At 59.4% G+C, this 18912-nt stretch carries 18 protein-coding genes; 10 read left to right on the top strand and 8 right to left on the bottom strand.

All coding sequences use genetic code 11. From position 1 onward, the window contains the following. Positions 1-46 precede the first annotated feature (46 nt). The 4 genes from Q1K31_RS01295 to Q1K31_RS01280 all read left to right on the top strand — a co-directional run bounded on the left by Q1K31_RS01295 (position 47) and on the right by Q1K31_RS01280 (position 3169). Entirely contained in the window at positions 47-850 is an 804-nt protein-coding gene (locus Q1K31_RS01295; protein WP_367187508.1) for an SDR family oxidoreductase, read from the top strand. Positions 851-963: 113 nt separating this feature from the next. Then, positions 964-2601, top strand: coding sequence for a SulP family inorganic anion transporter (locus Q1K31_RS01290; protein WP_300375878.1), 1638 nt, complete (start codon positions 964-966; stop codon positions 2599-2601). Positions 2602-2684: 83 nt separating this feature from the next. Then, positions 2685-2981 (top strand): aspartate decarboxylase, encoded by a 297-nt coding sequence (locus tag Q1K31_RS01285; protein ID WP_300375876.1) that lies wholly within the window; start codon positions 2685-2687, stop codon positions 2979-2981. Between the two features lie 11 nt (positions 2982-2992). Next, a complete protein-coding gene (locus tag Q1K31_RS01280; protein WP_300375874.1) occupies positions 2993-3169 on the top strand; it encodes a DUF4169 family protein in 177 nt (58 codons plus the stop codon). Positions 3170-3345: 176 nt separating this feature from the next. Here the strand turns inward: Q1K31_RS01280 and Q1K31_RS01275 are convergent, their stop codons facing one another. After that, positions 3346-4404 (bottom strand): hypothetical protein, encoded by a 1059-nt coding sequence (locus tag Q1K31_RS01275; RefSeq protein WP_300375872.1) that lies wholly within the window; start codon positions 4402-4404, stop codon positions 3346-3348. Positions 4405-4553: 149 nt separating this feature from the next. Between Q1K31_RS01275 and Q1K31_RS01270 the strand changes: the two genes are divergently transcribed. Next, positions 4554-5666, top strand: coding sequence for an NADH:flavin oxidoreductase (locus tag Q1K31_RS01270; RefSeq protein ID WP_300375870.1), 1113 nt, complete (start codon positions 4554-4556; stop codon positions 5664-5666). Between the two features lie 69 nt (positions 5667-5735). On the opposite strand, the gene Q1K31_RS01265 is transcribed toward Q1K31_RS01270, so the two are convergent. Further along, complete coding sequence (locus tag Q1K31_RS01265; RefSeq protein WP_300375868.1) at positions 5736-5903, bottom strand: YqaE/Pmp3 family membrane protein; 168 nt, start codon at positions 5901-5903, stop codon at positions 5736-5738. 198 nt (positions 5904-6101) lie between these two features. Between Q1K31_RS01265 and Q1K31_RS01260 the strand changes: the two genes are divergently transcribed. Beyond that, the gene (locus tag Q1K31_RS01260; RefSeq protein WP_300375866.1) at positions 6102-6908 is read left to right on the top strand and encodes an enoyl-CoA hydratase-related protein; all 807 of its coding nucleotides are present in this window, start codon (positions 6102-6104) and stop codon (positions 6906-6908) included. Between the two features lie 16 nt (positions 6909-6924). Here Q1K31_RS01260 and Q1K31_RS01255 read toward each other — a convergent pair whose 3' ends face one another. After that, positions 6925-7491, bottom strand: coding sequence for a DUF5655 domain-containing protein (locus Q1K31_RS01255; protein WP_300375864.1), 567 nt, complete (start codon positions 7489-7491; stop codon positions 6925-6927). An 83-nt stretch (positions 7492-7574) separates the two neighbouring features. Beyond that, positions 7575-9368, bottom strand: a complete 1794-nt coding sequence (locus Q1K31_RS01250) for an AsmA-like C-terminal region-containing protein (RefSeq protein ID WP_300375862.1) — start codon at positions 9366-9368, stop codon at positions 7575-7577. Between the two features lie 102 nt (positions 9369-9470). Here Q1K31_RS01250 and Q1K31_RS01245 point away from each other — a divergent pair, with 102 nt between their 5' ends. Further along, positions 9471-11813, top strand: a complete 2343-nt coding sequence (locus tag Q1K31_RS01245) for an ATP-dependent helicase (protein ID WP_367187493.1) — start codon at positions 9471-9473, stop codon at positions 11811-11813. Here Q1K31_RS01245 and Q1K31_RS01240 read toward each other — a convergent pair. After that, entirely contained in the window at positions 11810-13051 is a 1242-nt protein-coding gene (locus Q1K31_RS01240; RefSeq protein ID WP_300375858.1) for an MFS transporter, read from the bottom strand. The genes Q1K31_RS01245 and Q1K31_RS01240 overlap by 4 nt on opposite strands. Before the next feature lie 61 nt (positions 13052-13112). Then, a complete protein-coding gene (locus tag Q1K31_RS01235) occupies positions 13113-13721 on the bottom strand; it encodes a GNAT family N-acetyltransferase (RefSeq protein WP_300375856.1) in 609 nt (202 codons plus the stop codon). 173 nt (positions 13722-13894) lie between these two features. On the opposite strand from Q1K31_RS01235, the gene Q1K31_RS01230 reads away from it, so the two are divergent. Continuing rightward, positions 13895-14764, top strand: a complete 870-nt coding sequence (locus Q1K31_RS01230; RefSeq protein ID WP_300375854.1) for a pseudouridine synthase — start codon at positions 13895-13897, stop codon at positions 14762-14764. Here Q1K31_RS01230 and Q1K31_RS01225 read toward each other — a convergent pair. After that, positions 14655-15566 carry a DUF4349 domain-containing protein gene (locus Q1K31_RS01225; RefSeq protein ID WP_300375852.1) on the bottom strand — a complete coding sequence of 304 codons (912 nt, stop codon included), beginning with the start codon at positions 15564-15566 and terminating at the stop codon, positions 14655-14657. The two genes, Q1K31_RS01230 and Q1K31_RS01225, sit on opposite strands and share 110 nt — an antisense overlap. A gap of 69 nt (positions 15567-15635) precedes the next feature. Continuing rightward, on the bottom strand, positions 15636-17183 hold the full coding sequence (locus Q1K31_RS01220) for an acyl-CoA carboxylase subunit beta (RefSeq protein ID WP_300375849.1): 1548 nt from the start codon (positions 17181-17183) through the stop codon (positions 15636-15638). A 368-nt stretch (positions 17184-17551) separates the two neighbouring features. On the opposite strand from Q1K31_RS01220, the gene Q1K31_RS01215 reads away from it, so the two are divergent. Both Q1K31_RS01215 and Q1K31_RS01210 read left to right on the top strand, forming a co-directional pair. After that, positions 17552-17854, top strand: a complete 303-nt coding sequence (locus tag Q1K31_RS01215; RefSeq protein ID WP_300375847.1) for an SCP2 sterol-binding domain-containing protein — start codon at positions 17552-17554, stop codon at positions 17852-17854. 95 nt (positions 17855-17949) lie between these two features. Further along, positions 17950-18897 (top strand): alpha/beta fold hydrolase, encoded by a 948-nt coding sequence (locus tag Q1K31_RS01210; protein ID WP_300375845.1) that lies wholly within the window; start codon positions 17950-17952, stop codon positions 18895-18897. Positions 18898-18912: the final 15 nt, after the last annotated feature.

Here is an 18912-nt window from a genome sequence, read left to right as displayed (position 1 = left end):
TCAAAAGCTTCACTAGTGAAGCAAATTGGAGGATACGTTCATGGATATGGATTTCAGCAATCTTTTTTCGGTGAAGGGCAAGACCGTTGTCGTCACGGGCGGGTCTCGCGGTATCGGTGAAATGATTGCCGCAGGCTTTCTCGCGAATGGCGCCAGGGTCATCATTTCCTCGCGCAAGGCCGATGCCTGCGAGGCCACGGTCGAGCGGCTGAAGGGCGAGTATGGCGGCGAAATCTATGCGATACCGTCCGATCTCGGCAATATGGACGGGGTCGAGTATCTCGCCAGTGAGATCGCCAAGCGCGAGGACAGGGTCGACGTGCTGGTCAACAATGCCGGTGTCGCCTGGGGGGCCTCACTTGAGGAGTTCCCGGAAAAAGGCTGGGACAAGGTGATGGACGTCAATGTGAAAGGCGTCTTCTTCCTGACCCAGAAACTGATGCCACTCCTGCGCAAGTCGGCCAACGCTGACGATCCGGCCCGCATTATCAACATCGCCTCCATCGACGGGATACACACCAATGCGATGAGCGGCTTCGTCTATGGGCCTTCCAAAGCCGCCGTCATTCACCTGACACGCGTCCTGTCGGCTCACCTTGCCGGCGAACACGTCCTCGTCAACGGCATCGCACCGGGCCCGTTCCCCACATGGATGCTGTCGACCGGCGTTGGCTTCAAGGGCGAAACCGAAGGGGTGGACTGGCAGTCGATCGGCGATCGGAATCCCTCCGGACGTGTCGGCAAACCGCAGGACATTGCCGGCCTGTCAATCTTCCTGTCGTCGAAAGCGTCCGCTTACATCACGGGCCAGACCATTGCCTGCGACGGCGGGATCGTCGCTGCAAGCTAAGAGCTGGCAGTAAAAAAGTTCAGCTTTTGGGACGGTCTTGGTGTTGCGCTGCAACATCAAGACCGTCATAGCGTGCGACAACTCCTCACACGCCAGAAGACTGAGCACATCCCGTGACCAAATCGACATTCGCCACTTTCGCTGATCGCCTCGGCGCGCAGAACTTCTCGCAAGCCAATCTTGCCAAGTTCACGCCCGGCCGCATCAAGACCGAGCTGCTGGCAGGACTGACCGTGGCGCTTGCCCTGGTGCCTGAAGCGGTCGCGTTCGCCTTCGTCGCGCAAGTGCATCCGCTGGTCGGGCTCTATGCAGCTTTCATCGTTGGCCTGATCACCGCCCTGATCGGCGGACGCCCCGGCATGATTTCCGGCGCCACAGGCGCGCTGGCCGTGGTCATGGTCTCGCTGGTGGCGCAGCATGGCGTGGAATATCTTTTCGCTGCCGTTGTCCTGATGGGCATCCTGCAGCTTGGCGCAGGCGTTTTCCGGCTCGGCAAGTTCATCCGGCTCGTCCCCCACCCTGTCATGCTGGGCTTCGTCAACGGGCTCGCCATCGTGATCTTCCTCGCCCAGCTAACCCAGTTCCAGGTACCGGGTACGGCTGAAGCCTCCGGCCACGGCATGTCCGGCGGGGAATGGATGACTGGCATGCCGCTTTACCTGATGCTCGGCCTCGTCGCGCTCACCATGGCGATCATCTGGGCCATGCCGAAAATCACGAAAGCCGTGCCAGCTCCGCTTGCCGGCATCGCGATTGTCGCCGGTATCGTGATCCTGTTCGGGCTCGATGTGCCGCGCGTGGGCGACCTGGCCTCGATCCAGGGCGGCCTGCCAAGCTTCCATATACCGATGGTTCCACTCAATCTCGAAACGCTGGAGATCATCTTCCCTTACGCGCTGATCCTTGCCGCCATCGGTCTGATCGAAAGCCTTCTTACGCTGAACCTGGTTGGCGAGATGACCAATACACGCGGCGGAGCGAGCAAGGAGTGCATTGCACAGGGATCTGCCAACCTTGTGACCGGGTTTTTCGGCGGCATGGGCGGGTGCGCCATGATCGGCCAGTCCATGATCAATGTGAAATCGGGCGGACGCACCCGGCTTTCCGGCATTTCCTCAGCCCTTTTCCTGCTCGCCTTCATCCTTGTCGGCTCCGGCCTGATCGAGCAGATTCCGCTGGCAGCTCTTGTCGGGGTGATGTTCATGGTCGTGATCGGTACATTCGCGTGGAACAGCCTGCGCATCATGACACGCATTCCACTGACGGATGCATTAGTTATCGTACTCGTCACAGGTGTGACGGTCGCATATGATCTGGCCACAGCCGTGGTTGTCGGCGTTATCGTCTCAGCGCTTGCCTATGCCTGGAACAATGCCCGGCGTATCCGCATCATCGAACGCGATTCCATCCGTACGCCCGGCGCACATGTCTACGAGATCGAAGGACCGCTCTTTTTCGGCTCGACGGAAGGTTTTGCTGAACTTTTCCACCCCGAAACCGATCCGGACGTCGTCATCGTGGACTTCATGCGCTCGCGCGTCGTCGACCAGTCGGCCCTGCAAGCCATTGAGGACCTGGCCGCGAAGTACGAAGCGCTCGGCAAGACGCTTCGCCTGCGCCACCTGTCGCGGGACTGCCACAAGCTGCTCAACCGCGCCGGACAGCTCATGGTCGATAGTGATGACGATCCGGACTACGGCCTTGCCGTGGATTATTCGGTGCGCACCGGGGCTTTTGGCGGGGCCCATTAAGTGTGGCCTCGCGCAGGTGACGAAACGGTCAGCTTTGCCTAGGCTTTCGGCCAGCAAAGCCACTGATTCGAAAGGTCACTGCCATGTCCAAGGCGCCCATCGGCTCGAAAGCCAATCCGTCCGAATTCGACGTTGTCGGCAAGCTCGCCGATGATGAGCCATACTTCGTGATCCGCGCGAACGATCCACTGTCCTCAGCGCTGGTCGAACTTCATGCCTATATCGGGGCCGGACAGGCAGGTGCAGCCCATAACAAGCTCGCAGAGATCATGGCACTGACATCGGCACGCGCGCCGCGGCCTGCCTCTAGTCCGAAATACCGCGAAACCTTCGCCATCTCGCTCGCCATGGAACAGTGGCGTGAGTTCAATCAGGATTAGGGGCCCTGTCCGTGAACGAACCGGTCAACCTCAACAAGGCCCGAAAGGTCAAAGCCCGCGCCGAGAAGGCGCGCAAGGCCACTGAAAATCGTGTGAAGCACGGCCGGACAAAAGCCCAGAAAGAGGCTGAAAAGACCGCCAAGAACAAGGCAAATTCAACGCTCGATTCCTCCCGGCTAGAAAGGTGATTTGTTATCTGGCGCTCCTTTTGCAAAGGTGGGCCAAATAAAAACATGAAACCGGCATCAGGGAGGATGCACCAATGACAAGAGCCGCATTTCGGGTGAGCTTTGTAACAGCCTGCTTTCTGCTGGCCGCAATTGCCGGCTACGCCATGCATGTCATGGGCTGGTAACGCGCCCGCTCAGCTTCCGGGACTGTCAGTCTGGCGCGCCTCTCCAAGCTCATGATTGAGGCGGCCTTCCTTCAGCCTGTTCAGGAGCTCAAGGCCTGAGCGATGATAGGACAGGCGCGAAAGTGATTCCCGGAATTCTTCTCCGGCCTGCCCCTCCAGACTTGCGGCGGCTGACTGCTCAGCGGCTTCAGCATAGAGCGTATGTGCGCCAGAAAAGTCGCCTGAGGATTCATAGCAGGCTCCCAGATTGTGTGTGACGGCAGGCGCCTGCGGGTACTCTGAATGTAGACGGTGCCAGACATCACAGGAGGCAAGGGGTGCCTCCCGGCCCGCCTTAACCGCCTGCTCGAAACGGGGGTCAGCCCGCACGACCGGGTCGACCGCTTCGTCAACAAAGGTTGCTCTCATCGTCGTATTGCGCGGCGCGATGTCGTTTCGGATTTCATGGATCGTGTCAGACAGGGCATCTATAACCATGTCCTGTGGTGGGCGGACACCGCCGCTCAGGCCATAGGCGTAACGCCCCTCGCGATAACGTCCGCGCCGGTCATGCCAGTACGTCTCGTCGCAGCTTTTATGCGATGAACTGCCGAAATAGGTGTCTGAAAACAGGAGCGTCCCGCTCCCATATTCGATGAGGCGCGGTGTGACGGCCACTTCCAACTCTTCGCGCAGGCATATCTCCTGAACCTCTTCACGGTGCTCACAATCGAACAGACCGTCCCATTCGACGCATTTATTGTTGGTCTGGGTGTATTCTTCCGCCTCATAGGCGGTCACCTCGATCAGGCCTTCATAGATGCCTGCTCGCTCGCCAGGTGAAAGATTACCGTCTGCGAAGCGCGCCATGCGGAACCAGGGACGGCCCTCGAATGTCGCGCCGGATAGCATCGCTTCAAACTGGCTCTCATACCAGCGTCCACCCGGCCCGGAAAAACGGCCGACATCGACCGTCCTCGTCTCAACTGCCGCGGTATTCGGTGGCACTATGCGTGCGGCGTAATCAATCCCCGGCGTTGCACAAGCGCCGAACCCGGCAACGGCGAAACACACAAAAAACTGTTTCATGTCGAATGTCCCCCTTCACTCTCGACTGATGACAGCGAGTTTAGGAAGACTCAAGTGAATGCGTACTGAACACTTCCAGGGCGGAAAACCATTGAACCATCACCTGTCTCGCACCAGATACTTGCCTGGTGAAATATCGGGAGAAAGACATGTCTGACGTAAGCCCCCTTTTTGAACCCTTTAGCATCAAGGGTCTCGACCTGCCCAACCGCATTGTCATGGCCCCCATGACGCGGGGCTTCAGCCCGGACGGTGTGCCGACAGATGATGTACGCGACTATTATGCCCGTCGCGCCGACGCCGATGTCGGCCTGATCCTGTCTGAAGGCACGCTGATCCCGCGCAAGGGTGCTGCTGACAATGCAAACTATCCGCTGTTCCACACCGAAGCTGCGCTTGCAGGCTGGAAGAATGTCATCGAAGGCGTCCACGCCAAGGGCGGCAAGATGGGGCCGCAGATATGGCACCAGGGTTTGCTGCGCAAGACCGGCACCGGCCACTATCCCGATGCCCCATCTGACAGCCCGTCCGGCGTCACGCACAAGGGCAAGCAACTCTTCGACGAGCCCGGTGAGGAAGAAGTCGCCGACATGGTCGCCGCCTATGCCAAGGCCGCCGCAAGCGCCAAGGAGCTGGGCTTCGACACGGTCGAAATTCATGGCGCTCACGGCTATCTGATCGACCAGTTCTTCTGGGAAGTCATGAACAAGCGTGAGGACAAGTATGGCGGCGGCCTGCCCGAACGCGCTAAATTTGCTGGCGAAATCATTTCCGAGGTCAAGAAAGCCGTCGGCCCGGATATGCCGGTGATCCTCCGCTTCTCGCAGTGGAAACAACAGGATTATGCCGCCAAGCTCGCGCAAACACCGCAGGAATTCGAGGCTTTCCTCAAGGTCTTCGTTGATGCCGGCGTCGATGTGCTCCACGCTTCCCAACGCCGGTTCTGGGAAGCTGAATTCCCGGACGTCGACGGCGAGAACGGCCTCAACACGGCCGGCTGGGCGAAAAAACTGACGGGCCTTCCAACCATCACTGTTGGGTCTGTCGGCCTGTCATCGGAATTTACGGGCGCGATGCGCGGCGAAGGCTCCAAGACCCGTCCGATTACCGATGTTGTCGAGCGTCTCGACAAGGGCGAGTTCGATCTGGTGGCCGTAGGACGCGCCCTGCTTCAGGACCCGCACTGGGCAACCAAGGTCAAGGAAGGCCGCGCCGACGAGCTCATGGACTATGATGCCAAGGCGATGGCAACACTTTACTAGACCAATGAAACGTCTTGCGCATGGGCTCCGGTTCATCCCGGAAGCCTGTGCGCAGACATCCCGCCTGTATTATACAACCGGGCCGCGTGAACTCACCCAGAAGGCGTGAATGATAGCTGGCAGCCACAGCACAAAACACAACACGATGTTGATGAGCAGCTGGAGGCCAACACCTGCACGCAGGGCAACTGCGACAGGCGGCAAGAATATGCAGAGCAGTATCGTGATAAGGGACATGGTTTTTTCCTGTTTAGACACAAGATGAACGCGCCCTGAACGCTACGTGTTCCGCTTTATCGACCGTATTTGCCAATCATCTTTATACGCTCCGGAAAAACCGCCGTCCCGTGAAGTTGCCTCACTCGAATTTTTACGTGACTGCCCCCACGGCACGCCTCCCAGTCTCCGCAAAAACAGAACTATGGGAGGCCTGCCATGTCATTCGACCAGATTAAATCAGAGAACAGAGGCCCAGTCTGCCTCATAACGCTCAATCGCCCTGACAAGCTGAACGCCTGGACCCCGCAGATGAGCCGGGAACTCGGTGAAGCGATCACTGCTGCAAATGAAGACGACGACATTGGCGCAATCGTAATGACTGGCGCGGGCCGTGGCTTCTGTGCGGGCGCCGACATGAAAGCCTATTTCCAGTCCAATATCGACGAATCCGAGACCAAGGCTCACAAGCGGGATGGCGGGATTGACTGGATTAGCCTGATCCGCTCGTCCAAGCCCTGCATCGCCGCTGTCAACGGTCCGGCTTTCGGTATCGGTGTTACACAGATCCTGCCGTTCGACATGATTGTCGCTTCGCGCGACGCGAAATTCGGCTTTGTCTTCGTAAAGGTCGGCATCGTGCCAGAGCTGGCGAGTTCGCATTATTTGATGCAGCGCGTGGGCTGGGGAAAGGCGCATGAGCTCATGCTGACCGCCAAGCCCGTCAGCGGGGAAGAAGCCGTCTCGATCAAGCTCGCCGACCGCCTGGCCGAACCCGAAACCTTGCTTGATGACGCTATCGCACTGGCCAGCCAGATCGCAGAAAACCCCTCGCCCATGCTTCGAATGACCAAAGAGCTCCTTACATCGAATGCCTGCGAGACGGACCACCACGTGATGCAGGCGCGCGAGCATGAGCAACTCGAAATCTGCTACACCCTGCCCGAGCACAAGGAGGCAGTGGCCGCCTTCACAGAAAAGCGTAAACCGGACTTCAAGGCCGCGCGCAGACGCCTCAAGGCCTAGGTAAAGCCAGCCCCGGTCATGCGCGCTCGTAAGCCGCCTTGAGCCAGGCTTTAACCTCGTCATCGACTTCGTCAGCCGTTTGTAACTTGATCTTGTGCGTGCACATGGAACCCGGTTTCTCCTCGGCCATCCGGATCGTCCCGGCTTCCCCCTTGAGGTTCACACCGAGATCGACCCGGGTCTTGGTCGCCGGCGTCACGACAGCGAAGTTCTTTGACCGACGAAAAGCGACCGCGGTCTTTTTCGGTGAAATCTCAACGTCCTTGCCGAGGGTTTTCGCATAGGCTTCCAGGGCGTCATAGATGGGGCGCAGATTGTCCTTGCCCTTGTACTGGCCGGCCAGCATGTCGCCTTCATCGGCATCAAACCGGCCCTTCGCCGCCTGGCAGACCATGTTGGCATGGCCATGGCCAAGCCCGTACTCGTCCTTGAGCATCTTAACCTGCTCTCCGAACTTTTCGTGACCGCTCGCCTGAACGACGCCTACCCAGTGCTCAAGCGGCTGACCGGTCTTTTTGAGCAAGCCAGCCCTCATGCTCTCCATCATCTCTTCAGGTGTCATGCCCATGAAGGCCTCTCTCATGTCTCCGTGCCTACCGATCGCAGGCATGACAGATGAGACGCCACTTCATTTAAACGTCAAGACTGAGCGGCGGGGCAGCCGGACTATTCATTGGCAGCAGCGCTGTCCCCGGCTGCTTCAGCACGCGCCAGAAGCGACGCACAGGGGGCATCATCAGCCCCGCCAGTCTCAATGAATGGCAGGGCTGCCAGCCCACCACTGATCGAGCCGAGTATGCCCGCAATGCCGAACTGCGCGACGGTTTCGGCACTGAATGGCAAAAGCTCTGGATTTCGCAGCGTGCCCCCGATGCCAACGTCTCCAACCAGCGTGCCAAGTGAAGCATCCTTGGCCTCGGAGCGCACGGAGAGCTTCATGCGTTCGGTGCCGAGATCGACATCGCCGCGGATCACGATCAGGCTGTCATCCGTATCGACGACTGCGGGGGAAAGCTGGCCATTTCCCTGTTCGAAACTGGCGACAAGGGCCATGCAGCGCGCATCGACATAGGTCCGGTCCTGCGGATTCTCGCCCCATACAGTCAGCGCCTCCACCAGGTCGAGCGCGGCGCCTTCAACGGCGAGCGCAAGGATGTCGGCATTCGTGGACCAGACCGAAACCTTTCCATCCAGTGTTTCAGCAGCCTGGCGAAAGCCATCCCCAGTAGCTTCGAGCCTGAACCGGCCTTCGGCTGTACCTCGTAGGTATGGATCAAGCGCAAGGTTCTCGATGGCGACGCTGCGCAGATCACCTTCCGCTGTTGTCACTGCAGGTGAGCGCGTCCCGTCCAGGGTCGCATAAGCCTCAAGCTCGCCCTCCTGGAATCCGGCTTTCAGCAGAGGGGCGCGCACAACCCGGCCTTCTATCTCGAAATCAAACTCGAGGCTCGTCACGTCGACAACAGCATCTTCGACGGTTTCTGCACGATAGGTCACGCTGCCATCAACAGCATCAAGGCGCGAGAAGTCGATTACGACATTCGGAATAAGCCGGTCGCTCTGATTGTAGACATTGCGCGCACGCTCCTGCTCCGCACCAACGGTTTCGCCGTCTCCCACACCAATAGGGATACCAAACACGATGCCGAGGTCATCTGCATCAAGCGTCTGTGAAACGAGATGGGCATCAATGACCGGGGTGTCCCCCGCCATGTTCACTGTCAGGGGGCCTGTAACATCGCTGTCGCCGACGATCGTCTCCGGCTGGAATTCAAATCTCCAGCTATCACCGTCGATATCAACAGCCATGCGCACATCATAAGGCGGGGTGTCAGGCGCGGCGAGGCCTGCAAGGTCTGCCAGGTCAGCGAAGTTACCCCCGGTTACGCGCAGGTCGCCTGTAATTGCCGTGAGAGTGCTGGCAGCTTCGCCGTTGAAATCGAGCGTGGAATTTGCCCCACGCGCTCGCACAATGAGCGCGCCGGAACGCAAGGACCCGTTTGCTTCCCGGATCAGAACGGTGCGTTGCCCGTCCGGGCGCGTCAGGCGCAGCTCGACATTGGCAAGAGCCACTTCATCAATGATGGAACGGTAGTCTGTCAGATCCTTGTTGTCTGGGCCGTCGTCACCCCCGCTTCCGCCAAAACGGATATACCCGTCACCACCCTCTAGCCGGGAAATCCAGCTGACGAAGGGAAGAAATCCAAAAGGATTGAGCCGCGCCTCGATTTCACGCGCCTCCATACGCTCCGGCATATCAATATCTTGGGCTATGGCAGTTGTTATTGCCGGGAAGCGCAACTGGGCCTGCCCAACGGTAGAGCCGTCAGGCCCCCATATCCCGAGCGCCCAGTTCGCGAATGGTGTTCCAAAGCGCGGTTGCGTCAGGGCCAAGAGAAAAAGTACGACAGCCATCAGCAGCCCTGTCAGGATCATGAGGGTGATTTTCAAGGGCTTCATGGCTCGGGTCGGCATTCTGGATAAACGCATTGACGCCACACGGGTTCTCGTCTGCTTCGTTACAAGCAGCTAACCCCTGCCAAGCGGGCCGATCCCTGCTATATGTTCGCCATGAGTTCCAGCCAGAATCGCCGCCCGTCCATCTCCGAAATGGCCGCCGCCCGCGCGCCCGTGCCGGACAGTACGGCCAACTATTTAGACGGTCTCAATCCCGAACAGCGCGAAGCTGTCGAAACGACCGACGGCCCTCTGCTCGTGCTCGCGGGGGCCGGTACAGGCAAGACACGCGTGCTGACGACGCGGCTTGCCCATATCATCTCCTCCAAACTGGCCTGGCCGTCCCAGACGCTGACCGTCACCTTCACCAACAAGGCCGCCCGCGAAATGCGCGAACGCGCGATGGAGCTGATCGGCGAGGCCGGCGAAGGCCTGCGCTGGCTCGGAACCTTCCACTCCATAAGCGCCCAGATACTGCGCCGCCATGCCGAGTTGGCCGGGCTGAAATCCAGCTTCACCATCCTCAATGCCGACGATGCGATCCGGCTGTGCAAGCAGGTGATCGAGGCGGAAAACATAGACACCAAGCGCTGGACACCGCGCCATCTCGCCAGCCTCATCGACGGCTGGAAGAATCGTGCCCTGACGCCTGCCAGGGTCCCGCAGGATGAAGCCTGGAGTTTTGCCGATGGCAAGGCCGTCAAGCTTTACGAGATCTATCAGTCGCGCCTGAAAGTTCTGAATGCGTGCGACTTCGGCGATCTTCTGATCCACAACATCACGATCTTCCAGGAAAACCCCGACCTGCTCGCCGATTATCACAAGCGGTTCAAATATATCCTGGTCGACGAGTATCAGGATACGAATGTCGCCCAGTATCTTTGGCTGCGCCTGCTTGCACGTGGTACGGGCAATCTCTGCTGTGTCGGTGACGATGACCAGTCGATCTATGGCTGGCGTGGCGCGGAGGTGGACAACATCCTGCGCTTCGAGAAAGACTTTCCGGGCGCCAAGGTCATCCGGTTGGAGCGCAACTACCGCTCGACGCATCACATCCTTGGCGCTGCCGCAGGCGTGATCGACAACAATAAGGGCCGCCTCGGCAAGACACTCTATGTCGGTGCCGAGACCACGGCCGATCCCGATGCCGACCGGGTGAAGGTCCGCGGTCTCTGGGACGGCGAAGCCGAAGCGCGCCTTATCTGCGACGACATCGAAGCCTATGTGAACAAGGGGGGCACTTACGAAGACTGCTCGATCCTCGTGCGCGCCTCCTGGCAGATGCGCCTGTTCGAGGACCGGCTGATCATGCTGGGCATCCCCTATCGCGTGATCGGCGGCCCGCGCTTTTTCGAGCGCGCGGAAATCCGCGACGCGATGGCCTATCTACGCCTCATTCGCTCGCCTGATGACGACCTCGCCTTCGAGCGCGTCGTCAACCAGCCCAAGCGGGGTGTAGGGGCCGCCACGGTGCAAAAGCTGCAGACCTTCGCGCGCGCCGACGGGCGCTCGCTGTTCACGCTGACCCCGATGGTGCTCCAGACCGATGAAGTCAAAGGCCCCGCCAAGCGCGGCCTGACAACCTTCATCGACCAGATAAACATGTGGCGCGACCGGCTGAACAACGGGATGCCGCATCATGAGCTTGCCCAGGTCGTACTGGACGAGTCCGGCTACACCGATATGCTCCAGAAGGACCGCTCGCCACAGAGCCAGACCAAGCTCGACAACCTCAAAGAGCTGATCCACGCCATTGGCCAGTTCGATTCGCTCGCCGGTTTTCTCGAGCATGTCGAACTCGTCATGGATGTCGGCAGCGAAAGCTCCGGCAACGAGGTCCAGATCCTCACCCTGCATGCCGCCAAGGGCCTTGAATGGCCAATGGTCTTCCTGCCGGGCTGGGAGGAAGAGGTCTTCCCGTCGCGCCGCTCGCTTGATGAGAGCGGGATGAAGGGCCTCGAGGAAGAGCGCCGCCTTGCCTATGTCGGCATCACGCGAGCCCGCGAGAATTGCTCGATTTCGTTTGTCGCCAACAGGATGATCTTCGGGCGCTGGCAGTCCGTTCTGCCGTCGCGTTTCGTCGATGAATTGCCGCATGACCATGTCGACGCGGTCTCCGAGACCGGCTATTCCACCATGCCCGGCGCCGATACCGGCTTTCAGGGCACGATCGAGGACCTGGGCGAGCGTTCCTCCTATAACTCGCCCGGCTGGCGCCGCCTGAAGGAGAACGCTCGCAGCGCAGGCAAGTCAGGCCCGGTCATCGAAGGCAAGGCAGAGCTGCTGGCCAGCAGCGCCGGAAAATCCGGGTTCCACGTCGGGCAGCGCGTGCATCACGAGAAATTCGGCTACGGCCAGGTCCTCGCCGCAGACGGCACGAAGCTGCAGGTGAATTTCAAGAAGGCCGGACTGAAGAAGGTGATCTCGACGTTCGTGACGGGGGTTTAGCTGCCTATCTGACGCTGGCGCCCATATACTGCCCACGCGACTACGCTCAGCATCAGCAACGTGCCCGACATTATAACGGCCAGCACGGAATTGCCGGGCCACCCGGCGAGTTCGTAAACAGCCGTGCCAGCCGTACTCGAAATGCCGCCACCAATGAACATCATGACGATATAGATGGTCATCAGGCGTGTGCGAATTTCTGCATCAAGCGAGAGAAATGTCATCCGATTGCAGATATCGACCAGCGGCCCGAGCATGGTCATCAGGATGACCGGGACAACCAGCAGCCAGAGATTATATCCCATCGGCCAGAGCAGGCAGACCGCCACGAAGTTTACCACCGCCGCGGCGATCCGGGCGCGGTAAGGCCCGACATCATCGGCCCAGCGCCCGAGGAAAGGCGTCGTAAACAGGTTGAATATAGCGAATCCGGCCAGATAGCCGACCACATCGACACCGTAACCCATATCCGGCAAGTGCAGGCCAAGCCCCATCCAGATCGCCAGGAAAACCCCGAAACCGAGCCCCTGTATCGCGCCTGAGATAATGATTTCAGGATAGCGCGTCACCAGTGGGAATATGGACAGTAGCAGGCTGAAATAGCCCTGTTTCGGCTGGTTCTTCGCGCTCGCTTCACGCTCATCCATCAGGAAAGGCAGGAGGATGGAAACGACCAGCATGAAAGATGCCGCGATATAATAGACAGTGCGCCAGCCAAAGTACTCTGCCACGACGCCAGATCCTGCACGTGCAACCAGAATACCGCCAATGATGCCTGTGGTGAGCATGGCGGTCACCGCGCCCAGCCGGCCCGGATCTATGCGCTTGGAAGCATAGGCAGGCAGCAGATAAGGCGCGATGGTGAAAAAGCCGAGTACGGTCGAGGCCAGCGTGAATACGCGGAAATCCTGTGCAAACGCCATTCCCACGATCGACAAAAACTGGCCTGCGACCGTTACGGTCACAAGCTTCCGGTTCGAAATAAGGTCGCCGAGCGGCAGTAGCAGGAAGACCCCGAGCGCCAGTGCGATCTGGTTAGCCCCAGGCACAATGCCGATAACGCCGTGACTGACATCAAAGCCTTCCGCGACCTCTGAAATGATCGGGTGGATATAATAAGCGTTTGCCGTCACCACGGCGCAGGCAAGGGTCAGCAGGAAGACTTCCGTGCGCGAAAGGCGCCGCTCACGGCTTGTTGTGGATGGTTCTGCTTCAGGGGCTGGGGACGAGTCGCTCATGCCCCTTCAGTGATAGGGCACTACATGAATGAAGCAACACATCCCCATGCGGCAGGGCAACTCAGGCAGCAGCCGGAACCGGACCACCTGTCTCAATTGCGGCAAAGACCGTTTCCATGGCTGCACCGCTCATATCCTCACGCAGGCGGTTAAGCGCACCATCGACGGAGAACTGGAAGTGGATGACATTGGCGTCGGTGCCCGTGCTCGCGGCATCAAGCGCCTTCATAAGCGATTTGCCCTTGCGGTTTTCCCAGAGTACATCCGCCGTCATGTCTTCAACGCCCTTGATCTGGGACTCTGCGACAAGCAGGGCGACCAGAAGACGGGCGACACCCTTATGCTGCCACTTATCAACAAGGCCAATCGCGAAGTCGGCGCTTTCATTGTGGGCTGTTGCCCGCATGGCGTGGGCCGCCCCGATAACCGGACGTCCAGGCGTGGCTTCATCTATGGCAACCCATGCAATATGGCGCATGCCATCAACATCCGCGAGCCTGTCCAGCACGGGATCGGGAATTGTCGTCATACCGGAGAAGAAACGCATATAGCGCGAGCGGTTTGAAAAACGGGCAATCGCATCCGCCAGGGCCGGTTTGTCTTCCGGCAAGAGTGGCCGCAGCAGGACAGGGCTGCCTTCATCGGTCTTTATATGAAGCTCATAGGTCATAATGCTGCACTCGCACAATTTATGCTGCACTTGCGAAATGGACCTTTCTGTGGACGATTGCAAGCTTAAAGATTCTGGCGTCTGCCATGCACGAATGCATGGAACCGGTAACAGTTGCGTACGCGTCCGGCGAGCATCTCGCTTCCCCTGCCCGCCTCTGCTAGACAGCGCGCATGTCAGATACCCACACCTATGAGGGCGATGAGCCCATTCGGCTCAACAAATGGATGGCGTCTCTTGGCCTCTGTTCACGGCGGGAAGCAGAAAGCCTGATCGAGAAGGGCGAAGTCAGCGTGAATGGCGAACAGGTCAGCTCCCCCGGCCACAAGATTTCTCCCGGCGAGACGATGACACTCGGCCGGGCCGGGGCAAAGCAACTGGATGAGCAGCTCACCGCCGTCCTGCACAAGCCGGTCGGCTATGTCTCTTCCCAGCCTGAAGCCGGACAGACACCAGCCGTACGCCTGGTGACGAAGTCAAATCTCGTCGGCAAGGCCCCGAAAGTGCCGGGTCGCTCGACACAGCTTGCCCCACTTGGCCGGCTCGACATGGATTCCCGAGGGCTGCTTCTCCTGTCCGAAGACGGCGTGCTCGCCAAGGCTGTGATCGGGCCGCTCTCCGGCCTCGAGAAGGAGTATCTTGTCACCGTAAAGGGACAGGTGACGCCCCAGGCGGTCTCTCAACTCCGCAATGGTCTGTCGCTGGATGGGCGGCGTCTGAAACCGGCCAAGGTCGACCAGCTGGGCGCGGGCCGGTTACGGTTCCGCCTCCGTGAAGGCCGCAACCGCCAGATCCGGCGCATGTGTGAACTTGTTGGGCTTGTCGTGGTCGATCTGCATCGCGTCCGCATTGGCCCGCTGGAGCTCGGCGACCTGCCGGAGGGAAAATGGCGCGCCCTCACAAGCGAAGAACGCGCCAGTCTGGTCAGTTCAGCTAAGGCTGCTGCTTCCGGCGGCGCATCCGGGGCCAGATCAGCTTCAGCCAGATCCAGAGGAAAAGGCCGGCCAAAAGGAGCCAGGGCAGGCCCACCGCGAAAGCGGTAATTACCGCCCCGATGGCCGCAGACAGGTTGTAGAAGAAGTCCCCGAACGCCTCGCCAAGTGGATTGGAGCGGGAATTCGAGAAGGGTGGGACCTTCGTCTGGTAGGAGATATCCAGCGACGACATCGAAACACGCAGGCGCAATGCCTTGAGCTGAGCTTCAATTGACTCGATCTCACCTGTCACACGCGCCAGTTCACGTTCGATGGAAAGCAGGTCACCCAAAGAGCCGTCGCGGCGCTCCAGCAAGCCTTCAAGACGCCCACGGAGTGTGCGCTGTGCGTCCAGCCGGCTGGATGTGTCGATGATGGTGCGCGTCAGGTCCTCCGCGCGCGTCGAGCGCGACGTGATTTCGCCTCCAGCCTCTTCAGTGGCTTCATCGACATTACCGAGAAAGGCTTCGATCCAGTCCGGTTTCGCCCGGATGGAGACGTGTCCGGACACATAGTCATCATTGGAATTGTTGATGTTCGAGTTGACCACAATGCAAGTGTTCGTGCCAACACTCCGGCAGGCCTCGACATGCGATTGAATCATGGGATCGACACCGCCCTTTGGCAGGCGCAGGCCGAGTGAGTGACTGTAGGCAATATACTGCTCGGCGCCGGGCTCGACCTCGGGTGTTTCTGGTGCAGGCCGTGTATAGGCTTGGTCACTCGCCATTCGCTGGCCGGAAACAGACACCTCGGATGCCACAGGCGGGGGAGGTGAAGATGGCGTGGCCGTCCTTTCAGGTCCCGAATCCGGCCCACCACAGGCGGCGATCAATCCCACAGCCAGTATGGCTGGCACAAAATATTTCATTCTCATCCCTCCCACTCAGCGGGTGAGGTCAGAGAGTGACACAGGCTTCGAGGCAAATCTTGGGCAGGATCAGGGCCTTGGGCCGAATTTTGTTGTCCCCGGCTCCATCCGGCGGCGCGCATGGTGAACAAAGTCCACCAGCAGCGGGCGTGTCTCTCGAGGATCGATGATCTCTTCCGCAAAGAAGGCTTCGGCTGTCCGGAACGGGTCTTCCATGGCCTCGAACTTCTTGTAGAGCTCCTTCAGGAGAGCCTCCTTGTCATCGGTCTCGGCCAGCTCCTTCCTGAAAGCTGCCTCGATCCCGCCAGACATGGGAAGCGAGCCCCAGTTGCCGGATGGCCAGCAATAACGCCATTTGGCCTTGGTGGGATTCATCATCGCAGAGCCTGCAAGGCCAAACGCCTTGCGGATAACAACCGAGCAGACCGGCACTGTTGCCTGATATACCGCGGCCATGGCGCGCACACCCTTGCGTGTCACACCTGCGGTTTCATGCTTCACGCCGACGGCGAACCCCGCGCAATCAACAAAGTGGATTACCGGGAGGTGGAAGGTCGAGCAGAGGTCCATGTGCCGGGTGACCTTGTCGCAGACATCCGCGGTCCAGGCGCCATCCATGAAGAACGGATTGCCCGCCATGATGCCGACTGGCTGGCCATTCACCCGCGCAAACCCGGTCACGATACCCCGCCCCCACTGGGACCCGATCTCGAAGAAGCTGTCCCTATCGACCGTCGCATCAATAATCTTCTGCGGCTTGTAGGGCGTTTTGCCATCGGTCGGCACGACCGAGATCAGCTCTTCTTCCTTGCGGTTGGGGTCATCCGTCGGCGCCGTAACAGGCGGCAGTTCGTGGACTGACGATGGCAGGTAGGACAGGAAGCGCTTGGCCGCCTTGAAAGCCTCCGCTTCTGTATCGACCACATCATCCACAGTGCCGTTCTTGGCCTGGATTTCCCAGCCGCCAAGCTCTTCTTTGGTGACATCCTCACCAACTGCAATCGCGACCGGCGGACCTGCGACGAAAACCTGCGAGAGCTCTTTCACCATGACAGAGTAATGGCTGGCACCAACACGGCCGGCTCCGAGGCCTGCACATGGACCGAGCGCCAGTGACACCATGGGAATTTCGCCCATCCCCTCGACAATCAGTTCCCAGCTCGGCGTTTCGGGGATGTAAGTCCGCGGATCCTTGAGGAACATCTTGATGGAGCCGCCGCCCCCGGTCCCGTCGACCAGTTGCACAAGTGGCATACGATATTCGATCGCCTGCTTAAGCGCGATTGTCGTCTTGCCACGAATCGAAGCGTCCGCAGCCCCACCACGCACGGTAAAGTCATCGCCCAGCACCATGGCCGGACGGCCATCCAGCCGCGCGCGGCCGACCACCGAGTTCGACGCCATGAAGCTTTCGAGCTGCTCGTCATCATCATAGGTGGCAACGCCGGCAATTTTGCCAATCTCATGGAAACTGCCGGGGTCGACCAGGAAAGAGACCCGCTCGCGCACTGTCAGCTTGCCACGCCCGCGCTGGCGTTCGACCGGCTCTTCGCCGCCCATCTTCTCCGCCATCCGTTCCCGGCGGCGCAGTTCTTCAATCGACTTTTCCCAACTCATGTCCTGATCAATCCAATTTCAATGACGGGTCCGTCAAGCGCAATCCGCGCTCTCAGAGCGGGTGCCGTAGCGGAATGCCACTTACGAGATAGTCATTTCCTGAAAGACCAAGCAGCCTGCGATTTAAACCCTTGGTGAGGGCATGACCGCTTCGAATATACATAACGACATGGCCTGCACCGGGTAACTGCGCCATAATGAAGACAGCCCTTCGCGATAATGATTGTCATTTCCTGGCATGTTCAGAATGGGGGTGCGAAGTTTCGTGTCATTTCAGTGACATACAACGAAAACAGATGCTTTGGGACTTGCCATACCTCGCCCTAGCCTGCTTTATCGCTTCGAAGATTCCAATTGAGGAGGCGTCCATGGATCTCGCAACACTTACCCAGAAAGCCAATGAAGCTGTTTCAGCTGGCAGCGATTTCAACAAGAAGGTGAAATTTGACTTCGGTGACGAAGGCAAACTCTTCATCGACGGCGCGAACGGCACCGCGGACAACTCCGACGCAGATGCTGATGCGACAGTGAAAGTTGATTGGGACGACTTCAAGAAACTTGCCTCCGGTGACATGGACCCGACCATGGCCTTCATGCAGGGCAAGCTGAAAGTTTTGGGCGACATGTCGGTCGCCATGCAGCTTCAAGGGCTGATGAAAAAACTGGGCTAGGCCAATACTTCCCGCCCGGCGGGCGGTTTTGTGTTATGCAAAGGGCGCTGGGGCCATGGCCGCCGGCGCCTTTTCTTATTGAAGCGAGGCCACGCGTGACAGACACGGATCCGGCAAACCAGACCCGTTTTGTCCATGTACAAGGCAATCCGGCTCCTGAAGGCGCCGAGCTGACCTGGTTTGAGGGCGTTAGCGGACGTCGCCTTCGGGCCTGCATGGCACCCTCCCTGCGTGATAGACCGCGCGGAACGGTGATTGTGTGTCCGGGCCGGACCGAATTCATCGAAAAATATTTCGAAACCGCCCGGGACCTGCAGGCAAAGGGCTTCGCCATACTTATTCTCGACTGGCCCGGACAGGGGTTGTCCGATCGCCTGCTCGATGATCGGTCGAAGGGACATATCGACCGTTTCGAGACCTTCATGGGCGCCCTTCGTAACGGGCTTGATGCATTTCCTGGAGATTTACCCCGCCCCTATATCTCGCTCGCCCATTCCATGGGGGGCGCGATTGCGCTGGCAGCGCTCACCCAGAAACTGGTAAAAGTCGATGCAGCGGCCTTTTCATCTCCAATGTGGGGACTGCCGATCAATCTGGCGGCACGCTACCTTATATGGGCGATGCGCGCCCTGGGGCGCGCCAGCTCTTTCGCCCTCCCGCCGGGTCCAGCAGAAACCTTCGATACAAATATCGTCACGCATGACCGTGCACGCTGGCAGCTCCAGCGCGACCTGATCGATGCTGCGCCAGAGCTTGAACTCGGCCCCGTGACATGGGGCTGGCTCGGTGCGTCACTGGATATTCTCGACAAGACGACCAAGCCGGACCTGTTGCGAGAACTGGATATCCCGGTCTTCGTGGCAAGCGCCAGCGAGGAACAGCTTGTCGACAACAAGGCCCATGCGCGCGTCGCAGGCCATCTGAAGGACTGCGAGCACATTACGATCGAAGGCGCACGCCACGAGATCCTGATGGAAACCGATGCCCGCCGGGCGGAATTCTGGGCTGGTTTTGACCGCCTGACAGACCGGGCCGGCATCTAAATCGGCTCCTGACGC

The organism is Henriciella sp. (assembly GCF_029936995.1).
Classification (GTDB): Bacteria; Pseudomonadota; Alphaproteobacteria; order Caulobacterales; family Hyphomonadaceae; genus Henriciella.
Note: the sequence above shows the minus strand (reverse complement) of the source record. Positions and strands in the feature narration are given on the sequence as shown.

What these genes read in the sequence shown, in the direction of transcription:
- Q1K31_RS01295 (WP_367187508.1), top strand. Translation starts at nt 47, where the DNA reads ATGGATTTCAGCAATCTTTTTTCGGTGAAGGGCAAGACCGTTGTCGTC.
- Q1K31_RS01285 (WP_300375876.1), top strand. Translation starts at nt 2,685, where the DNA reads ATGTCCAAGGCGCCCATCGGCTCGAAAGCCAATCCGTCCGAATTCGAC.
- Q1K31_RS01275 (WP_300375872.1), bottom strand. Translation starts at nt 4,404, where the DNA reads ATGAAACAGTTTTTTGTGTGTTTCGCCGTTGCCGGGTTCGGCGCTTGT.
- Q1K31_RS01270 (WP_300375870.1), top strand. Translation starts at nt 4,554, where the DNA reads ATGTCTGACGTAAGCCCCCTTTTTGAACCCTTTAGCATCAAGGGTCTC.
- Q1K31_RS01265 (WP_300375868.1), bottom strand. Translation starts at nt 5,903, where the DNA reads ATGTCCCTTATCACGATACTGCTCTGCATATTCTTGCCGCCTGTCGCA.
- Q1K31_RS01260 (WP_300375866.1), top strand. Translation starts at nt 6,102, where the DNA reads ATGTCATTCGACCAGATTAAATCAGAGAACAGAGGCCCAGTCTGCCTC.
- Q1K31_RS01255 (WP_300375864.1), bottom strand. Translation starts at nt 7,491, where the DNA reads ATGAGAGAGGCCTTCATGGGCATGACACCTGAAGAGATGATGGAGAGC.
- Q1K31_RS01250 (WP_300375862.1), bottom strand. Translation starts at nt 9,368, where the DNA reads ATGAAGCCCTTGAAAATCACCCTCATGATCCTGACAGGGCTGCTGATG.
- Q1K31_RS01245 (WP_367187493.1), top strand. Translation starts at nt 9,471, where the DNA reads ATGTTCGCCATGAGTTCCAGCCAGAATCGCCGCCCGTCCATCTCCGAA.
- Q1K31_RS01240 (WP_300375858.1), bottom strand. Translation starts at nt 13,051, where the DNA reads ATGAGCGACTCGTCCCCAGCCCCTGAAGCAGAACCATCCACAACAAGC.
- Q1K31_RS01235 (WP_300375856.1), bottom strand. Translation starts at nt 13,721, where the DNA reads ATGACCTATGAGCTTCATATAAAGACCGATGAAGGCAGCCCTGTCCTG.
- Q1K31_RS01230 (WP_300375854.1), top strand. Translation starts at nt 13,895, where the DNA reads ATGTCAGATACCCACACCTATGAGGGCGATGAGCCCATTCGGCTCAAC.
- Q1K31_RS01225 (WP_300375852.1), bottom strand. Translation starts at nt 15,566, where the DNA reads ATGAAATATTTTGTGCCAGCCATACTGGCTGTGGGATTGATCGCCGCC.
- Q1K31_RS01220 (WP_300375849.1), bottom strand. Translation starts at nt 17,183, where the DNA reads ATGAGTTGGGAAAAGTCGATTGAAGAACTGCGCCGCCGGGAACGGATG.
- Q1K31_RS01215 (WP_300375847.1), top strand. Translation starts at nt 17,552, where the DNA reads ATGGATCTCGCAACACTTACCCAGAAAGCCAATGAAGCTGTTTCAGCT.